An 11,177-nucleotide genomic window follows, 5' to 3' on the forward strand; every position below is an offset into this window, starting at 1 on the left:
AAACTTTTTTCGGTAAAATGCAGCCTCCGGCCTCAGAATTCGATGAAAGACGCACAAATGTTAAAGAAAGAGGTTTTTCATCGAGGGTTTGCTTTTCATTTTTCTCAGGTTCACCCTGTGAATTTTTCACAGGTCCCTTAAAATCAGGGGATTCACGAACATCTTTACTTGTTCCTTTAAAAAGCCTACATTTAGAGCTGACTTTATTTTTCACTTCTTCATCATGGATAAGATCTCGATCAGTTCCGTAAAACCCCGCCTCTCTTTCTGGCAGATCTGGAATATGAGTTTTGGATTTCTCGGCATACAGTTTGGCTTCGCCCTTCAGAATGCCAATGTGAGCCGGATCTTTGAAACCCTGGGCGCTTCCAAGGACGAATTACACATCCTCTGGCTGGCCGCACCGGTGACCGGACTGCTCGTACAACCCATCATCGGGTATTACAGCGACCGAACCTGGCACAAAAAGTGGGGACGCAGGCGGCCTTTCTTTGCCGTGGGGGCCATCCTGGCGACCATAGCCCTTTTCCTGATGCCCAATTCCACTGCCCTGTGGATGGCCGTGATCATGCTCTGGCTCATGGATGCCTCCATCAATATCAGCATGGAGCCTTTCCGGGCATTCGTAGGGGATATGCTTCCCGATGAACAGCGGACCAGCGGTTTCGCCATGCAGAGTTTCTTCATTGGCCTGGGCGCCATCATCGCCTCTGCCCTGCCCTGGGTCTTTACAAACTGGTTCGGGATCAGCAATATCGCCCCGGACGGAGGAATCCCTGATTCGGTAAAATGGTCTTTTTATCTGGGGGGAGTCGCCTATTTCCTTGCAGTAATGTGGACGGTGTTCAACACAGAGGAATATCCCCCGGACGATCTGGAAAAACTGAGGGAGGAAAATGCCAGTAAAGGGATCTTTGGCGGGTTGGCTGAATCCTTTATGGGCATATTCAAAATGCCGAAAACCATGGTGCAACTCGCCTTTGTACAATTCTTCTCCTGGTTTGCCCTCTTTGCCATGTGGATCTACACCACTTCAGCCGTGACCAGCCATATTTACAGGACAGAGGATACGACCTCGGCCTTGTACAACGAAGGGGCCGACTGGGTAGGGATCTGTTTTGCGATTTACAACGGCATTGCGGCCCTGGTCGCTTTCCTGCTTCCGGTAGTGGCCAAAAAGGTCAGCCGGAGGGTTACCCACCTGCTGGCTCTTTTTTGCGGTGGAGGCGGACTCATCTCGATCTATTTTATTTCGGATCCCAACCTCATCCTGATCTCCATGATAGGGGTCGGAATCGCCTGGGCCAGTATCCTGTCTATGCCTTATGCCATGCTCTCCAGCATCCTTCCTGCCAACAAGATGGGATATTATATGGGGGTATTCAATTTCTTTATCGTCATTCCTCAGATCGTGGCCGCGGGCATCCTGGGTTTTATGCTCAGGACGTTTTTCGGCAACATCTCCATCTACGCCCTGATCATTGGGGGCGTGAGCATGTTCATTGCCGGACTCTTGTGCCTCATCGTGGATGACCGGGATGTGTCGGTTGCCTTTGCGGAAAAAGACACGCATTAGAACGATTCGGCAGGTATATCCGACAGGTCGGTCTTTATTTTTTAATAAAAAAGGGGGCATTGTTCACCTTTGATGAAGTCTAACATCAAAAACTACAGCAATGAAAAGTTTCCCATTAGTATTCGTATTTATCTTAGTGACCTCCCTGACCCGATCCCAGGACTTATCCGCTTATGACATCCATCTCACCGTTGAGAATATACAGGCGGAAGGCGGAAAAATCCTGGCTGTCCTTCACAATGCAGAGACCTTCATGCAAAGTGAAGGAGTGGGTTATGTGTATGCCGAAGGCAAGCCGGGGTCACTGGACCTCAACTTCAAAGACGTGGTACCGGGAACCTATGCCATCCTGGTTATGCACGACGTGAATGATAACTACCAAATGGACTTTGACGAAAGGGGCATGCCCAAAGAATCATTTGGAATGTCCGGTGGAGTCGGACATATGGGTCCTCCCAGTTTCTACCAGGCAAAATTTGAATTGTCAGACAAGGACCTGGCCATGACCATCAAGCTATAGAGCATAAAAAAAGCCCTCAGTCGAGGGCTCTTTTTATTAGATCTCTTCAGCCAGCCAGGCTTTCATCATCCATACGGTTTTCTCCTGTTCCGTGATAAAGTCGCTCATCATGGAATTGGTCCCTTCGTCGCCGGCCTTGTCTGAAGCTGCGAGGATCCTTCTCTCGATCTTCAGGAGTTCTTTCAGGGAATCGACGATAAGACGAATGGCCTTCTCATCCTCCGTGATGTTCTTGCCCTGAGGCACTTTGGCAATTTTCATATAGTCCCCGAAGGTATGAAGGGGCACCTCGCCCAGGGTGAGGACGCGTTCTGCGACCATGTCTACCTTTAGGTTGGCATCGTCATAGAGTTCCTCGAATTTCGCATGCAGATCGAAGAATCTCTTCCCTTTAATATTCCAGTGTATCCCGCGAAGATTCATATAATACGCCTGAAAATTGGCGAGGAGTGTATTGAGTTCCTGCCCTAATTCTTTGGATTGCCTGGCATCCAGGCCAATGCTGTTCAGTTTCATCACTCTTTATTTTTACCATAAAATTATCACATTAAAACAGCCTATTAACATAAGTTTTATCGATAGTTTTTATAAATTTATCACCTAACATTATAGCATGACGATTACCCAATTACAATATGTCCTGGCCGTAGCGGAATACCAGAATTTCACCGTGGCCGCCGAGAAGAGTTTTGTCACCCAGCCCACCCTGAGCATGCAGGTGCAGAAACTGGAGGATGAACTGGATGTCCGGATCTTCGACCGCAGTAAGAAGCCGATTTCGATCACAGAAGCCGGGAAGAAGATCGTTGCCCAGGCCAAGAACATCGTGAATGAAGCCAAGCGGATCAAGGATATTGTAGACCAGGAGAAAGGCTACATCGGGGGGGAGTACACCCTCGGGATCATCCCAACGGTCATGCCTACCCTTCTACCCATGTTCCTGAAAACCTTTATCAACAAATATCCCAAGGTAAACCTGGTCATCAGGGAACAGAATACGGACAGCCTTATCCGCAACCTGCAGGACGGGCATCTCGATGCGGGGATCGCCGCAACGCCCCTCGACATTGAATTTATTACGGAAAGACCGCTGTATTACGAGCCTTTTGTAGGCTATGTACCTCCCAGCCACAGGTTGAGAAAAGAAAATAAACTGCATCCGGAAGCCCTGGATATCCGGGACATCCTGCTCCTCGAAGACGGTCACTGTTTCAGGGAGGGGGTCGTCAATCTCTGTAAGGCGAATCAGAACTTCGAGGATCACTTCCACCTCCAGAGCGGGAGTTTCGAGACCCTGGTGAACCTGGCAAACGAGGGCCTGGGGATGACACTCCTCCCCTATCTCAATGCCGTGGAACTGGACGAGCGGAAAAAATCGAATTTAAAATACTTCCAGGAACCGCCCCCCGCAAGGGAGATCAGCCTGATCTACCACAAAAAGGAACTCAAGCTGCACATCACAAACGCCCTCAGGGAAGTGATCGCCTCCGTGGTCAGGGGTGCCATCAAGTTCCAGGACGTAAAGATTATCAGTCCCGTCTCCCAAAATTAAAACAGGTGATATTTTGGGAATAAAAAAGCTGCCTTTCGGCAGCCTTTTACGCTTTTATATAAATTAAACTTTCCTGAAGTTCTGGTTTGTCTGTGACAAAATTCAGCAACCAGTGTCTGAGTTCTTCAATTTCATAAGGCAGTAGCTTAGAAATTGCTTTTCTGAGTTCCTTACTGAATAACCTAGCATCGAAACTCACTTTTTGGAGCACCATCTTGTAATACTCCAACATAGTTCTAGCCATATGTTGCGTATTTATCGTTAGATTGTCTAATCGAAATTAACAAAAAATGGCAGGCGATATTGTGTTTGCCTCCTCAAATTATAGATAAATTCACTAAAAAATCGATGAACTACAAATTCTATCGTTCTATGGATGGTTTGGGCCGTTATTTGCGGCTGCTACATCTCTTGCTGATTGCTGCATCCTTAATGGGTTGTTCTTCTTTAAAAAAGAGGAGTTTTGAGAAAAAAGTGGCAAAGGAACTTCAATTGAACCGTTTCGGAGAGCATTTTACAGGGCTTATGGTGTACGATCCTACTTCGACAGATACCCTGGTTTCAGTGAATGCTAACCAGTATTTCACCCCCGCGAGCAACACCAAGATCTTTACCCTGTACACCGCCCTCAAAATCCTGGAAGATTCAGTCCCTGCTTTGAAATATTCTATTACCGGCGATACGCTTTTCTTCAGCGGCACGGGAAACCCATCCGTTCTCCATCCTTATTTCCGGGACAGCAGCGCCTTGAATTTACTGGGCCAATTCGGCCAGCTGGTTTATGTTCCGGGTAATTTCTCCGAAGGAAGATACGGCCCCGGATGGGCATGGGAAGATTTTGACTCCTCCTTTTCCCCTGAGCGCTCCTCTTTTCCCCTTTACGGAAATGTGGTCCGTGTCACTCAACAAGAAGGCCTATTGACAGAACCTATACTATTCACAGACAGTGTTCAGGTCTCGGTGATAGACAGAAGAAGGGAGGAGAAGCAAAATACCTTTTACTTTGATCCATCCCGCACAGACACTTTGGAGATCCCTTATATCACATCAGACAGGCTGACGCTTGCACTCCTCGAAAATGTCCTGGGAAAAAGTATCAGCATCGCAGATGCTTTCCCCAGAGAGAAGACGAAAATCATAATGGGGGCTACGCCCGCCGATAGCCTGTACAAGAGGTTGATGCAGGAGAGTGACAACTTTATCGCAGAGCAACTGCTGATGGTATCTTCATTCGTGCTCTCTGACACAATTTCCTCCGGCCTTGCAAGGGATTTTGTCCTCGATTCTTATTTGTCCGACATGGCATACAAACCCAGGTGGGTCGATGGATCTGGCCTGTCTCGCTACAACCTCTTCACTCCTTCTTCCATGGTGTATGTACTAAAGAAATTGCTGGATGAAAAAGGAAAGGTCTGGCTCTTCTCTATCTTCCCTTCCGGGGGAAAGAACGGGACCCTGGAAGACTGGTATGCGGGAAATCCGCATCCTTATGTGTTTGCCAAGAGCGGGACCCTGGGGAATACCTACTGCCTGAGCGGATATTTGATCTCTAAGTCCGGGAATATTCTCATCTTCAGCTTTATGAACAACCACTATCTGGAGCCTTCCTCCCGGATCAAGGCCCGAATGCAGACGGTCCTGGAACGGATCAGAGATTCCTATTGAATGCCCTTTTCAGATCAGCCCCTTGAGACGTGCAAATTGAAGGAGTAGCAGGGTCTTGGCATCCCGGATCTCACCCCGGTCCATCATCCTGAAAGCTTCGTCGTATGTCACTTCCAGCACCTCGATGTTTTCGGTTTCGCCAGCCGCTCCACCTCCCGGCCCAGTCTTCATGGTCTCGTCATAAGGAGCGATGAAAAAGTGAAGGATCTCGGTGACAGCGCCGGGCGACATATAGGCCTCGAACACCTTTTTCACATCAACGACCCTGTACCCGGTTTCTTCTTCCACCTCCCTGCGGATACACGCCTCGGGGTCCTTCTCATCCAGCATCCCGGCACAGGCCTCTACCATCATACCGTCTCTGTTCCCGTTCACGTAGGTGGGCATTCGGAATTGCCTTGTCAGGATCAACTTTTGTTCTCCGGGGTTGTAAAGCAGGATAGCCACCCCATTACCCCTGTCGTATGATTCCCTCCTCTGTAGCTCCCAGGACCCGTCCTCTTTCTCGTATTCATAGGTATATCGGTTCAGGGTATAGAACTGGTCTGAAAGAACTTCCTTCTCAATATTTCTGATCGCTCCTCTTTTCATGATTTCTTTTCCCGGATTACTGTTTTCTAAACACTGATGGCCTTGTTGAGATACCTTCGGAAGGGCAGCATCTCCAGATAGATCTCCACAATATGATCCTCAAACCGGGGTGAAAAGATCACCTCTTCGTCCAGTTCGTGGACCACCGCAAAGGTCTTGTGCTGCAACAGGTCGATATGGGGATGGTCTTTGCTATACCCTTTTGGGGCGGTGCGAAGTTTCTCATCCTCATAGAGATCTCCAAAGGCGGATACAAAGGAAGGATTGCCAAGAATATCCGACAGTGCCTCACCGTCAAAGTCGATGGCTTCCCTTACGCTGCGGAGTTTCGCGGGCGCCGGGCGCCAGAGTCCTCCGGCCAGGAGGGATTCCCTGATCCCGATCTGTATATAGAAATCCCCGGTATCAGGGGCCTTGTCGAGTCCGGCCCCAAAGTGGTCCTTGTAAACAGGCTTGTGCGGATGGAACATGAGATTGTTGTTGATCCTGTTGATCCCCATCCTCCCGGGTGTCGGGAAGTATTCCGGGTCTATCCGTGCCAGCCTTATGTCCAGGCCGTCCAGCCATTGAATGAACGCATCCCTCAGGCGGAGGTAGGTCTTTCGGTTCCGGTCCATCCAATCCTTGTTATTGTGGTGGTCAAGTTCTTTTAGAAAGTCGAGTAGAGCCCTAAAATCCATAGGAGGGCAAAATAAGGATTGAGGGAACGGAAAGCAAGATCAGAATCGGTTGTCCCCGTCGAGTATGTCGCCAAGTCCGCCCAGGATACTCCCCTCATCCCTGTCCTTCCCTCCTCCTTTGGGAGCGGCAGCCCAGACTCTTTTCGCGAGACGACTAAAAGGAAGCGATTGAACGTAGACCGTTCCGGGGCCTCTGAGGGTAGCAAAAAACAGGCCTTCGCCCCCGAAGAGCGTATTCTTGATCCCCCCGACAAATTCCACATCGTAATCCACATCTTTGGTGAAGCCAACGATGCAGCCTGTATCCACTTTGATGATCTCTCCCGGACCCAACACTCTCTTGGCCAGGGTACCACCGGCATGGACAAAGGCCATACCGTCTCCTTCCAGCTTTTGCATGATAAAACCTTCCCCTCCGAAGAGCCCCCTTCCGAGTCGTTTTGAAAACTCAATGCCCACGGACACACCTTTGGCCGCGCAGAGGAAGGCATCTTTCTGGCAAATGAATTTCCCTTGTTTCTCAGCCAGGTCGATGGGTACGATCTTTCCGGGATAGGGAGATGCAAAACTCAGCCTTCGCTTGGTCGATGCGACATTGAGGAAGGAGGTCATAAAGAGTCCTTCCCCAGTAAGGATCCTTTTACCGGCCGAAAGAAGGCTTCCCAGCACCCCTTTGTTCTGGTTGGAGCCATCCCCGAAGATGGTATCCATCTGCAGGTCGGTGTCCATCATCATAAAACTGCCGGCTTCGGCCACTACGGCCTCCTGGGGATCGAGCTCGATCTCCACGTATTGCATTTCCTCTCCATAGATATGGTAGTCGATTTCGTGTGCGTTCATGGTACGTATATTATAGTTTCTCTTTGTTAGTATTGACCTGCCGATATATGTTACAAGGCTTTTATCGCTTTCATGGCTCTTTGGGCTGCTTCTTCCATTTCGCGAGGTCTTTGGGTGCCTATCATGATTTTCTTTCCCTCCTTGAGGGTCAGCAACAGGCCTTTATTGCCTTTGGTATTGTAGACCGTACCATAGGTAGTTGAGACCCGAAGTCCATAGCCAATCCACGGACTGTATCGAACGATCTCCGCTTTAGAAACATCTCGCCAGTAAACCTTTTTGTTGGCAAGGGGCCGGAATTGGATATGGACATGATCCCTGGCAATTGCGGTGCGCAGTCTTACGGACCAGAAGAAATAGCAGAATAACAGGGTCCCCGTCAGGAAAAGGATCAGACCCCAATCAGACATGGGATGATCGCCAAAAGGTTCCCCGAGGAAGATCTGCTGAACGATCCCGTAGAGGGGGATGCCGACCAATCCCAATACTAATGCCCAGATAAACCACTGGGTGAAGCCCTGTTCTTCGCGAAACAGGGTATCGTCTCTCACCGCTTTAAAAGAGGGCCGTTGCATGTAGTTTCCTAGGTCTTTAACTTGAGGGTCCATTCGAAGTCGAAGGTTGAGACCACCACCCCATCCTCATTGACCCCGGTCGCAGACATCCAGCAGGTCTGTCCTTCCCCGGTCTGAATGGCTTTTTCCAGGGCCTCGGCTATCCGGAGACCATCCTTGCAGGTAAATGTGATCTTCCCGGTCGCTTTTTTTGTAAAGGTAGCCTTGTTGTTGGCCACCAGCATGGAGACTTTTTTACCGCTCTTGCGGATACAGTTCATCACAAGGACCCCGGTACTCAGTTCGGCTGCCATCCCCTGTACGGCCCAGAACATAGACCTGAAAGGATTCTGGTTGATCCATCGGTGGGTGACAGTCACCACAGCCTTTTCTTCATCGATCTCACGCAGCCTTACCCCTGTCCACCAGGCAGAGGGGAGTTTAAAAAATAGGAAGGCATTGAATTTCCCGGGACGAGCCATATCATGAAGATTTAAGGCTAAAATACCCAAAATACCCGAGAACAAAACTGTTAAAGATATGTTAATTGATAGTACTATGTATTGCATAATACCTTTTTTTAGATATATATTTGCATTAGAAACTAATATGCGATGACAGAATCACTGACCAAACACGAGAGAACCCTATCTGCGGTCATCCATGCCTCCACCTTCAGCAGGTTCTTTATTCCTTTTGGGAACATCATCCTGCCCCTGGTACTCTGGCTGGCAAACCGGAAGGAGTATGCCTTTGTCGATTACAATGGGAAACAGGCCCTGAATTTTCAGATCAGCCTCTTCCTGTATTCGGTGATCTTCGGCGCGATCTCCATCCCCTTTTTCTTTGGTCTGATCCCGGACTTTTTTCAGCACGGGATCTTTGAATGGCGATATCGGGAGCCTTTTGAGGGGATCAACTTTTTTATGGACTGGGATGATTTTCCATTTCACAGGCTTTGGCCTGTCGGACTGGCAGGCCTGGTGCCAGTTGCCCTATTTGTGATCAATGTGGTCTACACTATCCTGGCAACGCTCAGGACGCATGAAGGTCAGGTCTTCAAATATCCCATCACCATCAACTTTATCAGATCATGAACGTCTTCAGGTACATAGCGCTCATATTCCTTACCACCGGAAGCATTGTTTCTTCCCGGGGGCAGGAAGCTGTTGATTCAGAACTCTACACGATCCTGAAGCAGAAGGACAGCCTCCTGTTCAGGGCGGCTTTTGATACCTGTGATCCGGCAACCATGGCCTCCCTCTTTTCCGATGACTTCGAATTTTACCATGACAGGGTGGGTCCTACCGATGGGAAGCAACGGTTCCTCTCCCCCATGTACACCCGGTGTCAAGAGAAGGATGGAAGCTGGGTACAACCTTCCAAAAGGATCCTTATTGAGGGCTCCCTGGTAGTTTATCCTCTCCGGAACAACGGAGAACTCTATGGGGCCATACAAGAGGGCAGGCACCGATTCGAATTCCTGAATGAAAACCGGGAATACCAGCAAGGGGACATCGCGCGCTTCCTCCACCTCTGGTTGCTGGAGGACGGACAATGGAAGATCAAAAGAGAACTGAGTTATGACCACCAGTCTGCAGAGACTTATACAATTAATAAACCTTAAAACACTAATCGGAGTTTATTCATCAATCAAAATACCATGAAACCTTAAAAACGAACAGTTAACCCTGTGCTGAATGAAAACCGACTCATCACCGGTCAGCATGTAACAGAAGAAACAGATTATGAACATAGAAAACACAAAAGCGCAAATGCGGAAGGGGGTCCTGGAATACTGTATCCTGTCTATCCTGCAGGAGGAAGACAAGTATACTTCCGAGATCCTGGATACCCTGAAAGACGCAAAAATGCTGGTGGTAGAAGGGACGATCTATCCCCTTCTCACCAGGCTCAAGAATGCCGGTCTACTGAATTACCGGTGGGAGGAATCCACTTCCGGGCCACCCAGAAAATATTACGGCCTCACGGAGACCGGTAAAATGTTCCTCAAAGAACTGGATTCTACCTGGGATGAACTCAGAAACGCCGTGAATTTGGTAACCAACGCTAAAAAAGTAAAAAAATGAACAAGACAGTCAATATAAACCTAGCTAACGTCCTTTTCCATATAGATGAGGAGGCTTTCAACAAGCTGAAACGCTACCTGGAAGCCATCAAACGCTCCTTTTCGGGTACTGCGGGCAGCGATGAGATCATCGCCGACATAGAGGCCCGTATCGCTGAACTTTTCCAGGAGAGGCTTGAGAATGAGAGACAGGTGATCACTATGAAGGAAGTGGATGCCGTCATCCAGGTCATGGGTCAGCCCGAAGACTACAGGGTAGATGAGGACATCTTTGACGATGCTCCCCGATCTGAACCCCGCCAGGGCTCCCGTCCCAAAAAATTGTACCGGGATGTGGAAAACAAATACATAGGCGGGGTGTGTGCCGGACTGGAACACTATCTCGGTATCGACAGCCTGTGGATACGGTTGATCTTTATCTTCTTTGCCCTGGCCACAGGATTCGGTTTTATCGCGTATATCCTGCTTTGGATCCTGGTCCCGGAGGCGGTTACTACCTCCCAGAAGCTGGACATGAAGGGCGAGCCTGTCAACATCAGCAACATCGAAAAAAAAATTAAAGAAGGGTACGATGAGGTCGCCGAACGGGTAAAAGGGGTAGACTATGAAAAGGTAGGCGATAAGGTAAAGAGCAGCGGTCGCACCTTTTTTGATGCCCTGGGAAACGTGATCATGTTCTTTTTTAAAGTGATCGGCAAGTTCATTGGCATATTGCTCATCATTATAGGAGCGGCCACCCTCATCGGCTTGTTCGTCGGATTGTTCACCGTAGGGACCCTGGACATCATACACATCCCGGGAATGGACTTGTACAGCATTTTCGGGGCCACCGAAACCCCGGTATGGGTAGTGTCCCTGCTCACCTTCTTTGTCGTGGGTATCCCCTTTTTCTTCCTGCTCTACCTGGGGCTTAAGATCCTGATCAACAACCTGAAATCCATCGGGAATATCGTGAAGTTTTCCCTCCTCGGACTCTGGCTGATCTCTATTATTGGTCTGGTGATCCTCGGTATTCAGGAAGCTTCGGCCCATGCGTATTCGGGCAGCACCACGGAAAGAGAGGTCCTGTATCTGCCGGCAGAACCAGACACACTGATGATCCGGCCCAGA

The 11,177-nt window shown here is 49.2% G+C and carries 16 protein-coding genes; 8 read left to right on the forward strand and 8 right to left on the reverse strand.

The features are described from left to right. Positions 1 to 214: hypothetical protein (locus tag ABYP73_RS06780; protein WP_372973833.1), on the reverse strand; the 214-nt coding region annotated here is incomplete at its 3' end. Positions 215 to 223: 9 nt separating this feature from the next. Here ABYP73_RS06780 and ABYP73_RS06785 point away from each other — a divergent pair. Continuing rightward, on the forward strand, positions 224 to 1,576 hold the full coding sequence (locus tag ABYP73_RS06785) for an MFS transporter (RefSeq protein WP_372973834.1): 1,353 nt from the start codon (positions 224 to 226) through the stop codon (positions 1,574 to 1,576). A 100-nt stretch (positions 1,577 to 1,676) separates the two neighbouring features. Beyond that, on the forward strand, positions 1,677 to 2,096 hold the full coding sequence (locus ABYP73_RS06790) for a DUF2141 domain-containing protein (protein WP_372973835.1): 420 nt from the start codon (positions 1,677 to 1,679) through the stop codon (positions 2,094 to 2,096). A 36-nt stretch (positions 2,097 to 2,132) separates the two neighbouring features. On the opposite strand, the gene ABYP73_RS06795 is transcribed toward ABYP73_RS06790, so the two are convergent. After that, positions 2,133 to 2,612, reverse strand: a complete 480-nt coding sequence (locus ABYP73_RS06795; protein WP_372946320.1) for a Dps family protein — start codon at positions 2,610 to 2,612, stop codon at positions 2,133 to 2,135. Between the two features lie 97 nt (positions 2,613 to 2,709). Between ABYP73_RS06795 and ABYP73_RS06800 the strand changes: the two genes are divergently transcribed. Beyond that, the gene (locus tag ABYP73_RS06800; protein ID WP_372946319.1) at positions 2,710 to 3,648 is read left to right on the forward strand and encodes a LysR substrate-binding domain-containing protein; all 939 of its coding nucleotides are present in this window, start codon (positions 2,710 to 2,712) and stop codon (positions 3,646 to 3,648) included. 46 nt (positions 3,649 to 3,694) lie between these two features. Here ABYP73_RS06800 and ABYP73_RS06805 read toward each other — a convergent pair whose 3' ends face one another. After that, positions 3,695 to 3,892 carry a hypothetical protein gene (locus ABYP73_RS06805; protein ID WP_372946318.1) on the reverse strand — a complete coding sequence of 66 codons (198 nt, stop codon included), beginning with the start codon at positions 3,890 to 3,892 and terminating at the stop codon, positions 3,695 to 3,697. A gap of 104 nt (positions 3,893 to 3,996) precedes the next feature. Between ABYP73_RS06805 and ABYP73_RS06810 the strand changes: the two genes are divergently transcribed. After that, positions 3,997 to 5,313 (forward strand): D-alanyl-D-alanine carboxypeptidase, encoded by a 1,317-nt coding sequence (locus tag ABYP73_RS06810; RefSeq protein WP_372973836.1) that lies wholly within the window; start codon positions 3,997 to 3,999, stop codon positions 5,311 to 5,313. Positions 5,314 to 5,322: 9 nt separating this feature from the next. On the opposite strand, the gene ABYP73_RS06815 is transcribed toward ABYP73_RS06810, so the two are convergent. From ABYP73_RS06815 to ABYP73_RS06835, 5 genes are read right to left on the reverse strand one after another with little or no spacing between them, the layout of a single operon-like run. Beyond that, entirely contained in the window at positions 5,323 to 5,904 is a 582-nt protein-coding gene (locus ABYP73_RS06815) for an NUDIX domain-containing protein (RefSeq protein WP_372973837.1), read from the reverse strand. A 26-nt stretch (positions 5,905 to 5,930) separates the two neighbouring features. Continuing rightward, on the reverse strand, positions 5,931 to 6,584 hold the full coding sequence (locus ABYP73_RS06820; protein ID WP_372973838.1) for a DUF2461 domain-containing protein: 654 nt from the start codon (positions 6,582 to 6,584) through the stop codon (positions 5,931 to 5,933). A 39-nt stretch (positions 6,585 to 6,623) separates the two neighbouring features. Next, a complete protein-coding gene (locus tag ABYP73_RS06825) occupies positions 6,624 to 7,424 on the reverse strand; it encodes a TIGR00266 family protein (RefSeq protein ID WP_372945918.1) in 801 nt (266 codons plus the stop codon). Positions 7,425 to 7,474: 50 nt separating this feature from the next. Further along, positions 7,475 to 7,999 (reverse strand): hypothetical protein, encoded by a 525-nt coding sequence (locus ABYP73_RS06830; RefSeq protein ID WP_372973839.1) that lies wholly within the window; start codon positions 7,997 to 7,999, stop codon positions 7,475 to 7,477. A gap of 8 nt (positions 8,000 to 8,007) precedes the next feature. Then, a complete protein-coding gene (locus ABYP73_RS06835) occupies positions 8,008 to 8,460 on the reverse strand; it encodes a DUF4442 domain-containing protein (protein ID WP_372973840.1) in 453 nt (150 codons plus the stop codon). 132 nt (positions 8,461 to 8,592) lie between these two features. Between ABYP73_RS06835 and ABYP73_RS06840 the strand changes: the two genes are divergently transcribed. From ABYP73_RS06840 to ABYP73_RS06855, 4 genes are all read left to right on the forward strand, one after another. Further along, positions 8,593 to 9,075 (forward strand): DUF4870 domain-containing protein, encoded by a 483-nt coding sequence (locus ABYP73_RS06840; protein WP_372945921.1) that lies wholly within the window; start codon positions 8,593 to 8,595, stop codon positions 9,073 to 9,075. Beyond that, on the forward strand, positions 9,072 to 9,605 hold the full coding sequence (locus ABYP73_RS06845; protein WP_372945922.1) for a nuclear transport factor 2 family protein: 534 nt from the start codon (positions 9,072 to 9,074) through the stop codon (positions 9,603 to 9,605). Before ABYP73_RS06840 ends, ABYP73_RS06845 begins: the two co-directional genes overlap by 4 nt. A gap of 121 nt (positions 9,606 to 9,726) precedes the next feature. After that, a complete protein-coding gene (locus tag ABYP73_RS06850; RefSeq protein WP_163693302.1) occupies positions 9,727 to 10,068 on the forward strand; it encodes a PadR family transcriptional regulator in 342 nt (113 codons plus the stop codon). Continuing rightward, a partial coding sequence (locus tag ABYP73_RS06855) for a PspC domain-containing protein (RefSeq protein ID WP_372973841.1) occupies positions 10,065 to 11,177 on the forward strand: 1,113 nt, incomplete at its 3' end. The genes ABYP73_RS06850 and ABYP73_RS06855, both read left to right, overlap by 4 nt.

Source organism: Muriicola sp. (assembly GCF_041567615.1).
Lineage (GTDB): Bacteria > Bacteroidota > Bacteroidia > Flavobacteriales > Flavobacteriaceae > Muriicola.